The sequence below is a fragment of the Xenorhabdus taiwanensis genome, from assembly GCF_036512875.1.
Classification (GTDB): domain Bacteria; phylum Pseudomonadota; class Gammaproteobacteria; order Enterobacterales; family Enterobacteriaceae; genus Xenorhabdus; species Xenorhabdus taiwanensis.
Genome location: NZ_AP028978.1, coordinates 2,249,008 through 2,268,084 on the forward strand (window position 1 = coordinate 2,249,008; position 19,077 = coordinate 2,268,084).

Sequence of the window (19,077 nt, forward strand, 5' to 3'; positions counted from 1 at the left end):
CGATTAACAAATAGCTATACCCGACAAGAAAGATAAAGGGTATATAAATTAGACCAGAAGGTCAGGAGTCCTTTTTTCATGGCAACGATTAAAGATGTGGCTAAACGCGCTGGTGTTTCGACCACAACCGTATCCCACGTTATCAATAAAACCCGTTTCGTCGCCGAAGATACAAAGGCCGCAGTTTGGGCCGCTATTAAAGAATTGAACTATTCTCCCAGTGCCGTTGCCCGCAGCTTGAAAGTTAACCACACCAAATCCATTGGATTACTGGCAACATCAAGTGAAGCACCCTACTTTGCTGAGATCATAGAATCGGTTGAAAATAGCTGCTATAGCAAAGGCTATACCCTGATTTTATGTAATTCTCATAACAACCTTGATAAACAGAAAGCTTATCTCGCGATGCTGGCACAAAAACGAGTAGATGGTTTGCTGGTAATGTGTTCAGAATATCCTGAGCAACTTTTGAGTATGCTGGAAGGCTATCGTAATATTCCTATGGTGGTCATGGATTGGGGAGAATCCAGAGGCGATTTTACCGATGCAATTATTGATAATGCCTTTCATGGTGGTTACCTGGCTGGCCGTTATCTCATTGAACGTGGTCATCGTGATATTGCATCTATTCCTGGGCCATTGGCAAGAAATACTGGAGGAGGGCGCCATCAGGGTTTCCTCAAGGCACTAAAAGAAGCCAATATCGCTATTCGGGATGAGTGGATTGTACAAGGTGATTTTGAACCTGAATCCGGTTATCAAGCCATGTACAAAATCCTGAATCAAAAACATCGTCCAACTGCTGTTTTTTGTGGTGGAGATGTCATGGCTATGGGAGCAATATGTGCAGCTGATGAGTTGGGATTGCGCGTTCCACAAGATATTTCAATCATTGGTTATGATAATATTCGCAATGCCCGCTATTTTACGCCAGCATTGACAACCATCCACCAACCCAAAGAGCGTTTAGGACAAATGGCCTTTTCAATGTTACTGGACAGGATCGTCAATAAACGTGAGGATGCACAAACTATCGAAGTCCACCCACGCCTTGTTGAACGGCGCTCTGTTGCGGATGGACCTTTTATCGACTATCGCCGCTGACGGTTAATTTTCTTGCAGCCATTCGGCATTAAGCGTTTCTCTATCCCCCAGATAATCAAGTAACCAGCTTAATGCCGGTGAATGGCTTTTTTGCGACCATGTTAAGCAACATGGGCTGTCAGGCAATGGTTGTTCAAGTTCAAGTGTAATCAACTTGCCTTTACGGATCAGCGGTTGCGCACGATGTTTGGGCACCATACCCACACACAATCCATCGATCAGGCAACTTAGTCCAACATCCCAATCAGGGACAATCAGTCTCCGCTGATTATCCAAAGCCCATGTATCACGCTTAGGTAAACTACGTGAGGTGTCTTCAAGACATAAACTGGGATAAGGCCGCATTTGGTCATCATTCAATTTTCCCGATATTACTGCCAGTTCATGTTCAGGACTGGCTACACACAGCCAAGGCATGAATCCCATATCCCTGAAGCTATATCGCTCACCAACAGGGGAAGCACGTGTCGCTCCGATGGCGACATCCACTCGTCCATCCACCAGAGCATCCCACACGCCATTGAAAACTTCAGGATAGATAAGTAATTCAATATCTGGAAAATGGCGATAAAAATCCAAAATTAGCCGCAGCGTTCGCTCTGGTTTTACGACCTGATCAACCGCAATACTAAATTGTCCCCGCCAACCATTGGCAACCTGTTGGCACTGGTGCCGAGTGTGATTCATTTTTTTGATAACAGAACGCGCTTCTTTGACAAAAATTATCCCCGCTTCTGTTAAATCGACATCACGATGACGACGTTCAAACAGGGGTACTGCCAGCCATTCTTCAAGCTGTTTTACCGTATAGCTGACAGCAGAAGGCACACGATGAAGCTCTGATGCAGCCGCACTGAAACTTCCTGTTCTGGCAACAGCATCAACGACTTCCAGAGAGTATTCAGACCACATATATCTTCCTTTCAAATTTTTTCACAGCATGGTGCAAATATTACCGTTTCACAAGTAAAAATCATGCTATATAAAATAAGCCAACTATTTCCTTATCCACTACAAAACCTAATTATTAACACAATGACAACAAATAAAAACTCTATTCCATTTATGTCTTATCTCGCGGGCTTAAGCATGTTAGGCTATCTGGCCATTGATATGTATCTGCCCGCTTTTGATGCAATGAAAGCAGAATTAGGCACATCAACTAATGCGATCAGTGCGAGCCTTAGCATTTTTCTAGCCGGATTTGCTTTTGCACAACTTTTATGGGGTCAATTGTCTGACCGTTTAGGCAGAAAACCCGTTCTTATTATCGGCCTATCCCTGTTTTCCATTAGTTGTTTAGGTATGCTCTGGATAACGGGCCCGATCCAGTTACTGGTATTGAGATTTATGCAAGCGGTTGGCGTTTGTTCCGCTGCGGTGACTTGGCAGGCTTTGGTCGTCGACAGATATGATGCAGAGCGTACCAAACGTGTTTTTGCCATGATCATGCCTTTGGTGGCTCTTTCCCCTGCTCTTGCTCCTTTGTTGGGCGCATGGTTATTAACACATAATGGTTGGAGAGTTATTTTCCTTGTTTTAATGATCGTAACGATATTGCTGTTAATACCAACATTTTTTCTGACCAATAAGCATACTAATATCGAAACCCACGCTGATAAAAAGGCAGTTTCTTTCTTTACGTTATTAACTTCCCCGGTTTTTAACGGAAATGTATTGATCTACGCATCTTGCAGTGCCGGTTTTTTTGCCTGGCTAACGGGTTCACCGACAATTTTGAAAGATATGGGTTATGATCCTACCGATATTGGCTTAAGTTATATTCCCCAAACTCTGGCATTTATGATTGGTGGGTATGGTTGCCGTATCTTACTGGAAAAAGTAAAAAGTGAAACGATATTCCCATTTTTGTTGGTAGGCTACGCTGTAAGCATGATCATTATTTTTTTGATTTCCATATTAAGTGAACCTTCATTTATAGCCATTCTTATTCCTTTTTGTGTGATGGCGGCAATGAATGGGGCATCCTATCCAATTGCAGTAGCAAATGCTTTGTCTGTTTATCCTCAGAATAGTGGTAAAGCGGCTGCATTACAAAATGCCCTGCAATTGGGCCTCTGTTTTGTGGCGAGTATGATCGTCTCTGTATTTATGGAATACCCTCTTTTATCGACGACAACAATAATGGCGCTTACGGTTGTTCCAATGTCTGTCGGTTATTGGCTGCAAAAACAAGGCATTGAAAAAAACCACCAAGTATAAATACAATAAATTTCCAAAAAATAATAGTTAAGAACATTATTATCTAAAGGTTATGCCATTATGTGACCTTTAGATGATTGTTTAAATACCTTTTCACTCATATACTCATACGGATTCATTATTCTAAAAACTCGGAATTTGAGGTCCTTCAGAGCATTGACGCTCTATTTAATTTCAGGATGAATAGGCAATATGTGCTTTTCAATGCAAGTTCTATATTATTTCCCAATAAACCTTCGAGGTTTTATATAATAAAAATCAGCTACAAAGTGATACCTCAAAATTCCATCACACAAATGTTGGAGAGTATATGAGTTCGTCTTTCGTTGAAGGTAAAAAAATAATCACTGATCCTTGGCATAGGATCGCCCATGAATTGCTTCAGGAAACTGATATTGATATCAATGGCAAGCGCCCTTTCGACATACGTATTAAAAATCCTGACTTCTATAAGCGCGTATTGAAAGAAGGCTCTCTGGGTCTGGGTGAAAGTTATATGGATGGCTGGTGGGAATGTGATCGCCTTGATATTTTCTTTTACAAAGTATTACAGGCAGGTTTAGAACATCGAATCCCTAAAAATGTCAAGGATATCTTCAAGATAATTATCTCTCGTATATTTAATTTACAATCACCCAAACGTGCCTGGATTGTAGGTGAGGAACATTATAATTTAGGCAATGACCTATTTACTCGGATGCTTGATCCTCACATGCAATATTCTTGCGGTTATTGGAAAGATGCCAACACACTGGAAGAAGCACAGTCCCATAAGCTGCGCCTGATTTGCGAAAAACTACAACTGTCCCCAGGCATGACTTTATTGGATATCGGTTGTGGATGGGGAGGTTTGGCCGCCTATGCAGCAGAAAACTACGGTGTATCTGTCACAGGAGTAACGATTTCAGCCGAGCAACAGAAGTATGCACAGGAACGCTGCAAGGATCTAAATGTAAAAATTATCCTTGAAGATTACCGAAACCTTAACCTTCAGTTTGATCGTGTTGTATCTGTCGGCATGTTTGAGCACGTAGGCCCCAAAAATTATGATAATTATTTCGATATAGTGAAAAAGAACTTAAAACCTGATGGTCTGTTCCTTCTCCATACCATCGGTTCCAATATTGATAAATTAGGTTCTGATGCATGGATCAGCAAATATATTTTTCCCAATGGCTGCTTACCCTCGATCGCCAAAATTGCCAAAGCAACTACCGGAAAGTTTGTCATGGAAGATTGGCACAATTTTGGGGCTGATTATGATCGGACATTAATGGCATGGTATGAGCGATTTATCGCCAGCTGGCATGAAATAGAACATAACTATAGCCCACGCTTCAAACGGATGTTCAGTTATTATCTGAACGCTTGTGCAGGTGCATTCCGTGCAAGAGATATACAGTTATGGCAGATAGTCTTTAGTCTGCGAGGCATTGAAAAAGGATTGAGAGTACCTAGATAGTGGCCCATAACAGAATGCCTGAAGCTACAGAAATCGTATTTCTGTAGCTTTCGTGTTTTATCGAATCAGGAAAATTTTTTATTGTTCTTCAGTCTGTGACAATAATTTTTCTTGTTCTTTTTGAGACATTACCCGTTCAACGGTATCTACAATTGCTTGGGTTTGTGGATCAATTTCAATATTGACCTTTTCACCGAGACGTTTTTTTCCCAAAGTTGTACGTTCCAACGTTTCTGGAATTAAATGAACACAGAAGCGATTATTCACTACATCTCCAATTGTTAGGCTAATCCCGTCAATACCAACAAATCCTTTATGCAGGATATATTTCATTAACTGTTTATCGTGAATTCGAAACCATATTTCATGGTTATTTTCAGAAGTGAATATCTTGGCAATTTCTGCTGTTGTAATAACATGACCGGACATCAAATGCCCACCAATTTCATCACCAAATTTAGCAGCCCTTTCCAGATTAACTAAATCACCTACCCTAAGTTCGCCAAGGTTGGTCAAACGCAATGTTTCTTTCATTAAATCAAAACTGATTAAATCATCGTCGATCTTAGTTACAGTCAGACAACACCCGTTGTGAGAAACAGAAGCTCCCGTTTCAATTCCGGATAATAATTCAGCCGGAAATTTAACAACATGGGTCCGAAAATGCATTTTTTCATCAATAGCAACTATCGGTGCTTTTCCCTGAACGATACCTGTAAACATGGGAACCTCTTTAATAATTTTATCTGGCTGATTAGTTTAACTCACTCACTACTTTTAAACATCATTTCGTTTAAACATTACTCTGTTTAAATACCATTTTATTTAATACATTATTTTGGTTGAGTTTAGTTTCAGTTGAGTGTTGCTTCAATCATGTTGAGTATAAATATCGTGCAATGATTGGATTAATAAAATGAGTCCTATACAATATGGCAGCTTATAAGCGATATATTTTCCATTAACATCGTTTGCTCGCAAAAATATTTCTTGTTTTTCTCGTTAATTTTCAATCAAAAAAGGTGTAGTACGTGCAGAAATATTTAAATGAAGCGCGTAGTTTGCTCGCTTTAGGGATCCCTGTCGTCATCGCACAGTTTTCACAAACTGCGATGGGTTTCGTCGATACCGTTATGGCTGGTAAAGCTGGTGCTGTTGAAATGTCAGCGGTTGCTGTTGGTACATCAATCTGGCTGCCAACCATTCTGTTTGGTCAAGGTTTATTGCTCGCTTTAACACCAATCGTGGCACACATGAATGGATCTGGCCAGAGAAAAAATGTTTCAGGCCAAATTCAGCAAGGATTTTGGCTTGCAACCTTCCTCTCTATCTTGACCATCGCAGTACTGTATAACAGCCGATTTATTATAGAAGCACAACATAACGTCGATCCTGTATTGGCACAAAAAGCCACGGAATTTATCCATGCCATCATGTGGGGAGCGCCAGGTTATTTGTTTTATCAAGTTTTACGTGGTCAGTGTGAAGGATTATCGAAAACCAAACCAGCAATGGTTATAGGCCTTGCCGGACTACTGGTCAATATTCCCATTAATTATATTTTTATTTACGGTAAATTTGGTGCGCCTGCATTAGGTGGTGTCGGTTGTGGTGTTGCAACGGCAAGCGTTTACTGGGTTATGTTCCTGTTGCTGCTTGCCTATGTGAAGCACTCTCCTTCCCAAAAAGATATCCAAACATTCAACAAATTTGTGGGACCTGAATGGTATACGCAAAAACGTATTGTACTGCTTGGCCTGCCTATCGCTTTAGCTCTGTTTTTTGAGGTTACTCTGTTTGCTGTCGTCTCGTTGTTGGTCTCTCCACTCGGTGTCGTGGCCGTTGCAGGGCACCAGATATCACTCAACTTCAGCTCCATGATGTTTATGTTTCCTCTGTCATTGGGAATAGCAGCCACCATTCGCGTTGGCTACAACCTGGGCCAACAATCAACAGAAGGGGCTAAGATATCCGCATATACGAGTATTATTGTTGGCTTAATTATTGCCTGTATGACAGCGACCTTCACGGTATTGTTCAGCAAACACATTGCGTTTATGTACAACGATAACCCTGAGGTCGTTATTCTTGCTTCCCACTTGATGCTGTTTGCTGCTATTTACCAGCTTTCCGATGCAATTCAGGTCATTGGATCAGGGGTATTGCGCGGATACAAGGATACACGTTCTATTTTCTTTATCACTTTTATTGCTTATTGGCTCTTAGGACTGCCCAGTGGCTATATTCTGGCATTGACTGATTATGTCACTAAGCCGATGGGACCACAGGGTTTCTGGATTGGGTTTATTATCGGTTTAACCGCATCAGCATTCATGATGGGTTACCGTATTCTATGGACACAAAAACAGCCAGCCCATTATGTTCTGAAACGTTCTACTCGTTAATTCAGTATATTAAATTATCAGCACAAGGGGAAAAAGCTGCGAATTCATGCTAAAAGATGTAAATGCGAGCAGTTGAACAAGAATTTGCATTTTTCCCCTTGCCAGAAGACTCAGTGCCCGTTAATATTCGTCCCCGTTGTCTGCCACAGAAATTTAGATTGCGTCCGTAGCTCAGTTGGTTAGAGCACCACCTTGACATGGTGGGGGTCGGTGGTTCGAGTCCACTCGGACGCACCAAATATCCGGTTGACAGAAAACAGAATCTTGATGTGCGTCCGTAGCTCAGTTGGTTAGAGCACCACCTTGACATGGTGGGGGTCGGTGGTTCGAGTCCACTCGGACGCACCATATCTAATTCATCACTTCACACCTTTTTAGCCCAGTTACCTTTTCCCAATTTTTTCATTCCAATACCCTCTTGTACTCATGAACTATATTGTTGCCCTATCTGCCTGTGTATTAAAAACTCAATTTATTTTATTTGCGCAACAACTCTCTGATTTCTTTCATTATGAACTATGACTATCTCCTCTTTTCTGTATGGAAATCCTTTCAAGAGCTATTTTTTGATTCATTTCACAGAAATTAGTCTCTATAATACGCCTATGTCATAAGTTGAATGGTTTCAGCTAATTAATTTACCGAATCCAGAAAAAATTACAGATGATTAGTCGAACTAAATCCGCATATCTGCACATACCGAATTTCACGCTGAAAAACCGTTTGACTCTTACTACTATTCACTTTCTGTTGCTATCCATTTTTCACTATGTTGCGCAACTCAAAACACCAGATGATGCGGGCATAAATGTGAATGGCTAGCGGTTCACTCTTTTAATCCATTAAATCAGTAGATAGATTGTCATGAAAAAAACCAAAATTGTTTGTACTATCGGGCCAAAAACAGAATCCGAAGAGAAATTGACCGAACTGCTTAATGCTGGTATGAATGTGATGCGCCTGAACTTTTCTCACGGTGACTACGAAGAGCATGGTCAGCGTATTAAAAACATTCGCGCGGTCGTAGCAAAAACTGGCAAAAAAGCCGCCATCTTACTGGATACTAAGGGCCCTGAAATCCGCACCATGAAGCTGGAAGATGGCAACGACGTCTCCCTTACAGCGGGCCAAACTTTCACCTTTACAACAGATAAATCTGTTATTGGCAATCGAGAGCGTGTCGCTGTGACTTATGTCGGTCTGCCAGAAGATCTGAAACCAGGAAACACCATATTGGTTGATGATGGTTTGATCGCCATGACAGTTAAAGAAACTACCGCGACTGAAGTCATCTGTGAGGTATTGAATAACGGTGATTTGGGTGAAAACAAAGGCGTTAACCTGCCAAATGTTTCTATCAACCTGCCTGCACTGGCAGAAAAAGATAAACAGGATTTGATCTTCGGTTGTGAACAAGGCGTGGATTTCGTTGCCGCATCTTTTATCCGTAAACGTTCAGATGTACTGGAAATCCGTGAGCACCTGAAAGCTCATGGCGGCGAACACATCCAAATCATTTCTAAAATCGAAAACCAAGAAGGTCTGAATAACTTCGATGAAATTCTCGAAGCGTCTGACGGTATTATGGTTGCCCGTGGTGATCTGGGTGTTGAAATCCCGGTAGAAGAAGTTATCTTCGCACAAAAAATGATGATCGAAAAATGTAATGCAGCTCGTAAGGTTGTTATCACGGCGACCCAAATGCTGGATTCAATGATCAAAAACCCACGTCCTACCCGCGCTGAAGCCGGTGACGTTGCTAACGCTATTTTAGATGGTACCGATGCGGTAATGCTTTCTGGTGAAAGTGCGAAAGGAAAATACCCTGTTGAAGCTGTTTCCATCATGGCAACAATCTGTGAACGTACAGATCGCGTTATGGGCAGCAAAATTGAGCATACCAGGACTCAGAAGCTGCGTGTTACTGAAGCTGTGTGCCGTGGTGCAGTTGAAATTGCAGAAAAATTGGAAGCTCCGTTAATTGTCGTGGCAACATATGGTGGTAAGTCTGCAAGATCTATTCGCAAATATTTCCCTAATGCCTCAATTCTTGCGTTAACAACGAATGAAATCACTGCTCGTCAATTGCTGTTGGTCAAAGGTGTTTCCACTCAGATTGTCAAAGAAATCGCCTCTACCGATGATTTTTATCGTATTGGTAAAGAAGCTGCATTAGCAAGTGGTATGGCAGACAAAGGGGATATCGTTGTCATGGTTTCCGGTGCATTAGTGCCAAGTGGCACCACAAACACTTCCTCTGTTCACGTGCTATAAGCTAAACAACAGCGCTGCCTAAGCTTGGGCAGTACTGTGATCATAAAGAAGCCCATATTTGTATTATGCAAATTGGGCTTCTGATATTTCTATAGTGCACCATCATCATAGTGAACTTTACAAATTAATATTCTTCTTTCAAAATGCTGATCAGTACAAGAATATTTTACTATTTTTACTCAATTATATTTAGATCTGCTGATCTTTTATATAACAATAATTCATGCTAATTTAACAATATTGCCCCAATCATCCTTTTATTATCGAAATAATTAAACAGATAAGTCACACTTTAGTTTATGCTAAATTTTTTCGTAGCAAAAATTTGTTCTCTTTCTAAAATAGTTTGTGTAATACTTAGATGGCTACTTGGAGATTAACTTAATCTAGAGGGTAATGTGATGAATCGTACTAAAGTTGTATTTGGTGCAGTAATTCTGGCTTCTACTCTGTTAGCGGGTTGCTCAAGCGCAACTAAAGTTGAACAACTTGCCTCTCAGGTTCAAACTCTCGGTTCTAAAGTTGACCAGTTGAGCAATGATCTCAGTTCTATTCGTTCTGATGTACAATCAGCCAGAGACGAAGCTGCTCGCGCGAATCAGCGCCTTGATAACCAAGTTCGTTCATACAAGAAATAATCTTTATAGTAGGTAGAAATTGTTGATAACAAATGGCGTACAATGGTACGCCATTTCTATTTCTGCTTATCACCCTATTATATTTCCCAATTTCTCAGGTTTCAGGTTGATAAATTGACCCTGGTTGATGATTCACCTGCACTGGCATTCCTGAACGACGAATAATGGCTTGATCAACACGGAATTCATCTGTTTCACGATTATTAATGAATTCCACTAAGCCTTCAGAACGTGGGATAGGCATTGTTTGTGGGTCATCTGTCTCTTTATTAGAAAGCGGCTGATGAACTTCCACATAACGCTTACCATCTGGCTCTGTGGCATATTTCACCGGTTCATTAATAACTTGGACACGCGTTCCTCGTGGAACAGTCTGAAACAGAGCTTCGATATCATCAGGCCGCAAACGAATACATCCTGAACTGACACGCATACCAATGCCAAAATTCGCATTGGTACCATGGATCAGATATTCGCCACGCCCAGCGGCCAAACGCAGGGCAAAATCTCCCATTGGATTATCTGGACCTGCGGGTATGACGGCAGGCAAAATAATTCCCCGACTAGCGTAATCCTTGCGAATATTAACGGTGGGTGTCCATGTCGGGTTCTTAATCAATTGGCTGACTGACGTTGTCATAGTCGGCGTGTTGCGCCCAAGCTGACCTATTCCAATCGGGTACACAACAACATAATTTTTTCCCTCAGGGTAATAATAAAGCCTAAGTTCGGCCAGATTGATAATAATTCCTTGACGAACAGTGTCTGGAAGCAGCATCTGTGATGGAATAATTAACTCAGTGCCAGATTTAGGTAAATAAGGGTCAACACCAGGATTGGCTTCCAACATCGCCAGTAATCCTATTTGGTATTTGGCTGCAATGGATTCTAACGGGCGCCCGTCATCAGGCACAATATAGGTAGAATTTTTGCCAATCAGACGGCTATTAGCAGGAGGCAATGGATACTCGATAGCATGGGCGATATTAGTCAATCCACTTAACGACAACATGCCAATCAAGAACATGCCGATAACAGTTAAAAATCGCTTCATACGTGCTTCCTGAAAAGGATACTTAAATGTCTGTGGTTAATTAATAGCCTATTTTGCAAAACTATTCTATCTCATTCGTAGTAATCAAAGAGAGGATTATATTATCCAGCTGTTCCCGCCAGCCAAATACTGACAGGAACAAAAGACAACAAAACAGGTAGGATAGCTAAGATAAAACTGCCGTTGTCAGGCGAGATGTGCAACATAATTGTTGCTGATCATTGTAGATATCAATCTGCCAGACCTGATGTGAGCGGCCAAGATGGACAGGTTTACAAACCCCTTTAACTATACCTTCACGAACGGATTTAAGATGGTTAGCATTAATCTCTACTCCCACCACCTTCTGTTCGCCTTCCGAACAGAGATAACCTGCAATCGAGCCGAGTGTTTCAGCCAATACCACAGAAGCTCCGCCGTGCAAGATCCCGAATGGCTGTTTAGTTCGTTGATCAACTGGCATTGTTCCTTCGATAAAATCATCGCCAAGTTGGGTAAATTCGATCCCTACATGTTTTACCATACACTCACCATTAAATTGATTCAGTGTATTTACATCTATATTACGTTTCCAAATCACGGCATTATCTCCAATAAGGCTTGTAATGGATGTTTAAGTAATTTTCCTTCTACGCGCTTCACCTGACTACGACACGAGTACCCTGTACTCAGGCAATGTTCTAAGGATAGATTTTTCAGTGCCGGAGCCCATGAAAGCTTGTAGATGCCAATGGATCTCTCCAGATTTTTCTTTTCATGGCCATATGTACCCGCCATGCCACAACACCCGACACTGACATGATTCAATTGATGACCAAAATGGCAGAAGATATCAGCCCACTGTTTACCGCTATTAGGCAATGCTGTCACTTCGGTACAATGTCCAAGTAGATACCAGTCATGTCTGGACATTGAATTAACGTTTTTCTCTTGTGATATTGTTTCCGGCAGAATGCTGGTTAGCCATTCATGTACCAACTGAACTTTAAAATTCCCCCTCTGCTTACCGAGAATAGCGTTGTATTCATCTCGGTAACACAGAACTAAAGCAGGATCGACACCTACCATAGGAATATTCAGGTGCGCTATCCGATTAAGGAAGTCAGCCGTTTTCCCTGCGGTTTTAGCAAATCGATTCAAGAACCCTTTGACATGCTGTGCTTTTCCATTAGGTGAAAATGGCAATAAGACCGGTTTATATCCCAACTTTTCTGCCAGCAAGACAAAATCAGTCACCACTTTCGCATCGTAATAGCTTGTAAAAGGATCCTGAACAATCAGCACATGTTGGTCACGCTGTAATGATGATAGACCTTCCAACTGTTCCAGCGTTGTCCTTGCTGCATAATGACCAGCAAGTTGTTGTTGCAATGTCGGGTAGGAGAGTAACGGCAGATCGGCCATGCCAATGGTATGCTGGCTGATTTTTTGCACCCACGGTTGTTTCAGGAAAAAATTAAATACTCGCGGTGCTTTTGCCATCAATGGCGTACTGTGTTCAACATTAGCAACAATATGATCACGCAATGGGCGCAAATAACGGCTGTGATATAACGCTAAAAAGCGTGAACGAAACGAAGGAACGTCGATCTTGATCGGACATTGTGTTGAACAAGCTTTACAGGCTAAACAACCTGACATTGCCTCTTTAACTTCATGTGAAAAATCATATTCACCTCGCCATGCGCGCCAGCTATGACGTGTCTTCTCAATCAGTCCCCGCAAACTGGGACGCGTTTGATCCAACCCATGCTCCAACAATTTGGGTTCAACCCCTTGCTCTGTCAAAAGCCGCAACCACTCTCTCACCAGGGTCGCCCTGCCTTTGGGGGAATGTATGCGATGCTGGCTGATTTTCATTGATGGACACATTGGGCTTCTGACATCGAAATTGAAGCATAATCCATTACCATTACATTCCATTGCTCCGCGAAATGCAGTCCTCACATTGACAGGAATAGTGCGATCGTAAGTTCCGCGCTTGGCTGCATCAACTTTCATCATTGGGGCATCGACTCCAATTGGAGGACAGATTTTCCCCGGATTTAGCCGATTGAGTGGATCAAACACCGCTTTTATTCGGCGCAGTTCGTTATACAAGACCTCACCAAAAAAGGCGGGGCTATATTCTGCCCGAAAACCTTTCCCATGTTCTCCCCATAACAAACCCCCATATTTGGCCGTCAAATGAACAACTTCATCAGAAATCTGTTTCATCAAGATTTCCTGTTGAGGATCACACATATCCAATGCAGGACGCACGTGCAAAACACCTGCATCTACATGTCCAAACATGCCGTAATTCAGTTTGTGATTATCCAAAAGCTGGCGAAATTCAGCGATATAATCGGCAAGATGTTGAGGAGGAACACAGGTATCTTCGACAAATGGAATGGGTTTAGCTGGACCTTTACTGTTACCTAATAGTCCAACGGATTTTTTCCGCATGGCATAAATGCGCTCAATATCCCTCAAATCATGGCATATCTGATAGCCAATAATGCCCGCCTGATTTTTTTCCATCAATTCATCAAGGCGTAAGCAAAGCTCCTGCAACTGCTGATCAATTTTCTGTTCATCATTGTCACTGAATTCAACAATATTCAGGCCTTGCATATCCTTATCAGGCACATCAGTAATCAATTCTTTCACTGAATGCCAGATGATATCTTCACGCGCCAGATTAAGTACCTTAGAGTCTACCGTCTCAACTGAGAGCGCCTTGGCTTTAACCATAAAGGGGGCATTACGCAGGGCAGAATCAAAGGAGTTATATTTGACATTTACCAGTCGTCTGACTTTAGGTAACGGTGTGATATCCAGTGTCGCCTCAGTAATGAAGGCCAGAGTACCTTCAGAACCCGTCAAAATACGGGTGAGATCAAAAGACTGCATATCGTCGCTAAATACATGGCGCAAATCATATCCCGTCAGGAATCGATTAAGTTTAGGGAATTTCTCAATGATTAATTTCCGTTGTTCACGGCAACGTTCCAATACTGTTTTATAAACACGACCAACGATATTCTCTTCTTGAGCAATCGATTCCGCTAATGTTGTGCTCATAAGACGGGTATCTAACATTTCCCCTCCCAATAAAATAGCACGTACACCCAGTACATGATCCGAGGTTTTGCCATAAACCAACGATCCCTGACCAGAAGCATCCGTATTGATCATGCCGCCCAACGTAGCACGATTACTGGTTGAAAGTTCTGGGGAGAAAAAATAACCGAAAGGTTTTAGATATTGATTAAGTTGATCTTTGATAACACCGGCTTCTACCCTTACCCACCCTTGCTCTGGGTTGATTTCCAGAATGCGGTTCATATAACGGGACATATCCACCACAATACCATTGTTAAGTGATTGCCCATTCGTGCCAGTTCCCCCGCCGCGTGGGGTAAATGTCAGAGCCTTAAAACGCTCCTCTTCTGCTATTCTTGTCAGCAGTACAACATCGGCGCTGGAACGAGGAAATACAACAGCTTGTGGTAACAGTTGATAAATACTGTTATCTGTCGCCATAGTCAGCCTATCGGCATAGCTACTACCGGTGTCTCCGGTAAAACCCGCCTCTTTCAGTGCAGTCAAATAGTTTTGTGCCAGTTCACTGACACAGGGGGCTTGTGATATACGTGGGATCATTGGCTAATTGCCCCTTATTCTAATAAATATCCACATTGCTTTATCTGTATACTATCTTGGATAACGTAACTCAGACAATTTTCTGGTTTCTGAGCAGGCAGGCTTTCAACCATATCACAATATTTATCAATTTTGAGCAACCAATGAAATAACGTTATATTTAATTACCGTTGTTACTGCCAACACTATTTAATTACCTGAGAAATGATTTCATGGAAAAATCACAACCATACCAAGATTTACCTAAGTTGTTATTCGCTCTATTCTTCATTTTATTGCTCATTACCACCAGCTTTTGGGTCTTAAGTCCCTTTATTTTAGGATTTATTTGGTCAGGAATGGTGGTTATCGCAACCTGGCCATTATTGGAGAAATTACAACAACGATTATGGGGAAAACGCTGGATTGCGGTTTCTATCATGACGTTACTGTTAGTTTTGTTATTTGTTATCCCTATTGCGTTACTTGTCAGCAGCCTGATAGAAAACAGTGCACCATTGATTGAATGGGCTAAATCGCCTTCCTCTTTCCAACTTCCACAACTGGAATGGCTCAGTCGAGTACCTGTCATTGGCAAAGATTTATATCTTAAATGGCAGGATTTGATTGCTGACGGCAGTAACATGCTTCTCAACAAAATTCCCCCTTACATCGGTAAAGCTGCAACCTGGTTTTTTACCCAGGCCGCTAATGCAGGACGCTTTCTTTTCCATCTGGCATTGATGGTTATGTTCAGTGTATTACTTTATTGGAAGGGTGATCAGGTTATGCTGAGCATTCGCCATTTTGCTATCCGGCTGGCGGATAAACGAGGAGATGCCGTAGTGTTGCTGGCGGCCCAATCCATCCGAGCCGTCGCTCTTGGCGTGGTGGTAACGGCGTTGGTTCAAGCCATTGCGGGTGGAATTGGGCTGGCAATTGCCGGCATTCCGTATCCAATGATATTGACAGTACTGATGTTTGTATGCTGTGTTGCCCAGCTAGGACCTCTGCTTGTTCTCGTTCCATCTATCGCATGGCTTTATTGGACGGGAGAAACAACCTGGGGAACTATTTTAATTATCTGGAGCCTGGTATTAACCACCATGGATGGTGTCCTGCGTCCTTTTCTGATCCGTCTTGGTGCTGACTTGCCGATGGTATTAATTCTTACGGGTGTCATCGGCGGGATCCTTTCACTGGGTGTCATTGGGCTATTTATTGGGCCTGTTGTATTGGCTGTGTCTTACAGTTTACTATTGGCATGGATGAATGAAGTCCCTAAGCCCGAAGAAAAAATAACCAATAAGGAAAAACATTTCGGGAAAAAGAACGTCAAGTAATTAAATAATTGCGCGAAAAAAATAGTGTTTTCGCGCAATTATAAAAATGGTGAATATATCATCCAAACTCGATCTAAAATATAAAGTTATTTTTCATGAAAAATAAAACCCGCCAAGAAAATTGTTGAAAAAAAGTTATTTTTATAAAATTTCCTTTCTAATCCCTATTTATTAAGAGGATTCTTAATGAATAAACTCACCTATTAAATTAGTATTCATTCCATCGAAACGAATTTTCCCAGAGTATTGCCGCCTCAGCTTATAACGCCATAAGCTGAGCTCAATGAAGTATATATATTGCTGTGTGTAGTCTTTGCCTGTCAGCCCATGATAGGCTTTTTTTTTGTACTCCCAAAAATCATGTAATATAGAATATAAAAGCCTGAATGTATCTTAACAGGCTTTTATATTTGAATTAATTACTATGAATTATTTCCAGTTAATTATTTTCAGCCAAAGCAATCCACGTTTTCACGACTGTATCAGGATTCAATGATAAACTGTCAATTCCTTCTTTCATTAACCACTGAGCAAAATCTTCATGATCCGAAGGCCCTTGCCCACAGATGCCAACATATTTCCCCTGCCGTTTAGCCGCTTGAATTGCCATGGAAAGCAGTTGTTTTACCGCTTCATTACGTTCATCGAATAATTCGGATACTACACCAGAATCGCGATCTAATCCCAGAGCCAATTGCGTCATATCATTTGAACCAATTGAGAAGCCGTCAAAATATTCAAGGAATTGCTCTGCTAACAACGCATTCGACGGAATTTCACACATCATGATGACTTTCAAACCATTCTCACCTCGTTTCAAACCTTGAGACGCCAATTCCGCTATCACCGCTTCCGCCTGAGCAACGGTACGCACAAACGGGATCATCACTTCGACATTAGTTAACCCCATCACATTACGTACCCGCTTGATCGCCTCACACTCCAAAGCAAAACATTGGCGGAAGCTGTCAGAAACGTAACGCCCTGCCCCACGGAAACCCAGCATTGGGTTTTCTTCCTGTGGCTCATACCTGTCTCCACCCACTAAGTTCGCATATTCATTGGATTTGAAATCTGATAAGCGAACAATCACACGCTTAGGCCAGAATGCTGCCGCAAGCGTTGCAATCCCTTCCGTCAATTTCCCTACATAAAACTCTATCGGATCATCATAACCAACCATCAACGACTTAATTTGCTCTTGCAGCTCAGGAGACTGTTTGGCGTATTCAAGCAGAGCACGAGGATGCACACCGATCATTCGGTTAATAATAAACTCCAATCGAGCCAGACCAACCCCTTCATTTGGCAAACAGGCGAAATCAAATGCACGATCAGGATTGCCTACATTCATCATGATCTTTACACCCAGTTCCGGCAGTTTATCAATTTGGGAACTGTGAACACTGAAATCTAGTTTATGCTGATAAACGTAACCCGTATCACCTTCCGAACAAGAAACCGTTACCTGTTGACCTTCTTGTAAACGTTCAGTCGCATCGCCACAACCAACAACGGCAGGAATACCCAGTTCACGAGCAATAATAGCAGCATGGCAGGTACGTCCACCACGATTAGTGACAATGGCCGCTGCTCTTTTCATGATCGGTTCCCAATCCGGATCAGTCATGTCAGTGACCAGTACATCCCCCACTTGAATGCGATCCATCTCACTAAGATTGTGGATAACCTTGACTGTTCCAACGCCGATACGATGTCCAATTGCCCGACCTTCCACCAATACATTACCTTGCTCATTGAGTTGGTAACGCTCCATTACCTGCTGATTTGATCGGACAGTTTCAGGACGAGCCTGAACAATATATAACTTGCCATTATGCCCATCTTTCGCCCACTCGATATCCATCGGACGACCATAATGCTTCTCAATCAGCAAAGCCTGTCTGGCCAACGCTTCCACTTCACTATCAGCCAAAGAGAAACGATTGCGCAATTCCTCTGATACAGACTCCGTACGCACTTGCTTCCCATGCTCTTTGCTATCTGCATAAACCATACGTATTTTTTTAGAGCCAAGATTACGGCGCACTATTGCAGGGCGATTGTTCTGCAACGTCGGTTTGTGGACATAAAATTCATCAGGATTTACTGCTCCCTGCACAACCATTTCCCCCAGCCCATAAGCTGATGTAATGAACACAACCTGATCAAAACCTGATTCAGTATCAATCGTGAACATCACTCCAGACGAAGCCAAATCAGAACGCACCATGCGCTGTATACCGGCAGAAAGTGCAACACCGCGGTGGTCATAACCCTGATGGACACGATAAGAAATGGCACGATCATTAAAAAGTGATGCAAAGACATGTTTGATAGCCACCATCACCGCATCAATGCCTTGCACATTCAAGAAAGTTTCTTGCTGTCCAGCAAAAGAAGCATCCGGCATATCTTCCGCGGTTGCAGAAGAGCGCACGGCGAAAGAGGCATCAGGCTCGCCTTCAGACAATTGCAGATAGGCATCACGAATATCTTTTTCAAGTTGAGCCGTAAATGGCGTATCAATCACCCACTGACGGATTTTCGCGCCAGTTTTAGCCAGCTGATTGACATCATCAACATTGGTTTCATCCAGCAATTGATAAATACGCTGGTTCACACCACTTTGTTCCAGAAAATCATTAAATGCCTGTGCAGTTGTGGCAAAACCATTGGGAACAGACACGCCAAGTTCGGCCAGATTGGTGATCATCTCGCCAAGCGAGGCGTTTTTACCACCAACCCGATTAACATCATTCATGCCTAATTGATTATACCAGAGCACATTGCTTGAGGTGAGGCCACTATTGGACATTAGAAACTATCCTTTTTACATTCGGAGGTACAAGTCGGAAAATTAAAGCTGCACTTCACAGCAGGAAATAGCCTAGCACATTGTCTTGCCAGATATAGAAAGGTGAATCGATCAACCCAACAATATTAT

At 42.2% G+C, this 19,077-nt stretch carries 13 protein-coding genes and 2 tRNA genes; 9 read left to right on the top strand and 6 right to left on the bottom strand.

The genetic code is table 11. The features are described from left to right. Positions 1-78: 78 nt before the first annotated feature. On the top strand, positions 79-1,104 hold the full coding sequence (gene purR / locus ACE1SE_RS10055) for an HTH-type transcriptional repressor PurR (RefSeq protein ID WP_189760909.1): 1,026 nt from the start codon (positions 79-81) through the stop codon (positions 1,102-1,104). Between the two features lie 3 nt (positions 1,105-1,107). On the opposite strand, the gene punR is transcribed toward purR, so the two are convergent. Then, positions 1,108-2,016, bottom strand: coding sequence for a DNA-binding transcriptional activator PunR (punR, locus tag ACE1SE_RS10060; protein ID WP_374050778.1), 909 nt, complete (start codon positions 2,014-2,016; stop codon positions 1,108-1,110). A 123-nt stretch (positions 2,017-2,139) separates the two neighbouring features. Between punR and punC the strand changes: the two genes are divergently transcribed. Both punC and cfa read left to right on the top strand, forming a co-directional pair. Then, the gene (punC, locus tag ACE1SE_RS10065) at positions 2,140-3,327 is read left to right on the top strand and encodes a purine nucleoside transporter PunC (protein WP_374053643.1); all 1,188 of its coding nucleotides are present in this window, start codon (positions 2,140-2,142) and stop codon (positions 3,325-3,327) included. Positions 3,328-3,637: 310 nt separating this feature from the next. After that, positions 3,638-4,789: a cyclopropane fatty acyl phospholipid synthase gene (gene cfa / locus ACE1SE_RS10070; RefSeq protein ID WP_374050779.1), complete on the top strand. Its 1,152-nt coding sequence runs from the start codon at positions 3,638-3,640 to the stop codon at positions 4,787-4,789. 78 nt (positions 4,790-4,867) lie between these two features. On the opposite strand, the gene ACE1SE_RS10075 is transcribed toward cfa, so the two are convergent. After that, positions 4,868-5,512, bottom strand: a complete 645-nt coding sequence (locus ACE1SE_RS10075; RefSeq protein WP_374050780.1) for a riboflavin synthase subunit alpha — start codon at positions 5,510-5,512, stop codon at positions 4,868-4,870. A 308-nt stretch (positions 5,513-5,820) separates the two neighbouring features. Here ACE1SE_RS10075 and ACE1SE_RS10080 point away from each other — a divergent pair, with 308 nt between their 5' ends. From ACE1SE_RS10080 to ACE1SE_RS10100, 5 genes are all read left to right on the top strand, one after another. Next, entirely contained in the window at positions 5,821-7,194 is a 1,374-nt protein-coding gene (locus ACE1SE_RS10080) for an MATE family efflux transporter (RefSeq protein ID WP_374050781.1), read from the top strand. Between the two features lie 160 nt (positions 7,195-7,354). After that, a tRNA-Val gene (locus tag ACE1SE_RS10085) sits at positions 7,355-7,431 on the top strand. Positions 7,432-7,465: 34 nt separating this feature from the next. Continuing rightward, positions 7,466-7,542: transfer RNA gene (locus ACE1SE_RS10090), tRNA-Val, on the top strand. A gap of 516 nt (positions 7,543-8,058) precedes the next feature. Continuing rightward, positions 8,059-9,468, top strand: coding sequence for a pyruvate kinase PykF (pykF, locus tag ACE1SE_RS10095; RefSeq protein ID WP_374050782.1), 1,410 nt, complete (start codon positions 8,059-8,061; stop codon positions 9,466-9,468). A 401-nt stretch (positions 9,469-9,869) separates the two neighbouring features. Then, positions 9,870-10,106: a major outer membrane lipoprotein gene (locus ACE1SE_RS10100; RefSeq protein ID WP_374050783.1), complete on the top strand. Its 237-nt coding sequence runs from the start codon at positions 9,870-9,872 to the stop codon at positions 10,104-10,106. A 94-nt stretch (positions 10,107-10,200) separates the two neighbouring features. Here ACE1SE_RS10100 and ACE1SE_RS10105 read toward each other — a convergent pair whose 3' ends face one another. The 3 genes from ACE1SE_RS10105 to ydiJ form a co-directional block, all read right to left on the bottom strand. Next, a complete protein-coding gene (locus ACE1SE_RS10105; RefSeq protein ID WP_374050784.1) occupies positions 10,201-11,160 on the bottom strand; it encodes a L,D-transpeptidase family protein in 960 nt (319 codons plus the stop codon). A gap of 166 nt (positions 11,161-11,326) precedes the next feature. Then, the gene (locus ACE1SE_RS10110; protein ID WP_374050785.1) at positions 11,327-11,740 is read right to left on the bottom strand and encodes a hotdog fold thioesterase; all 414 of its coding nucleotides are present in this window, start codon (positions 11,738-11,740) and stop codon (positions 11,327-11,329) included. Beyond that, on the bottom strand, positions 11,737-14,808 hold the full coding sequence (gene ydiJ / locus ACE1SE_RS10115; protein WP_374050786.1) for a D-2-hydroxyglutarate dehydrogenase YdiJ: 3,072 nt from the start codon (positions 14,806-14,808) through the stop codon (positions 11,737-11,739). The genes ACE1SE_RS10110 and ydiJ overlap by 4 nt, the downstream gene beginning before the upstream one ends. A gap of 212 nt (positions 14,809-15,020) precedes the next feature. On the opposite strand from ydiJ, the gene ydiK reads away from it, so the two are divergent. After that, entirely contained in the window at positions 15,021-16,130 is a 1,110-nt protein-coding gene (ydiK, locus tag ACE1SE_RS10120; RefSeq protein ID WP_374050787.1) for an AI-2E family transporter YdiK, read from the top strand. 439 nt (positions 16,131-16,569) lie between these two features. On the opposite strand, the gene ppsA is transcribed toward ydiK, so the two are convergent. Then, entirely contained in the window at positions 16,570-18,948 is a 2,379-nt protein-coding gene (gene ppsA, locus ACE1SE_RS10125) for a phosphoenolpyruvate synthase (RefSeq protein WP_374050788.1), read from the bottom strand. Between the last annotated feature and the right edge of the window lie 129 nt (positions 18,949-19,077).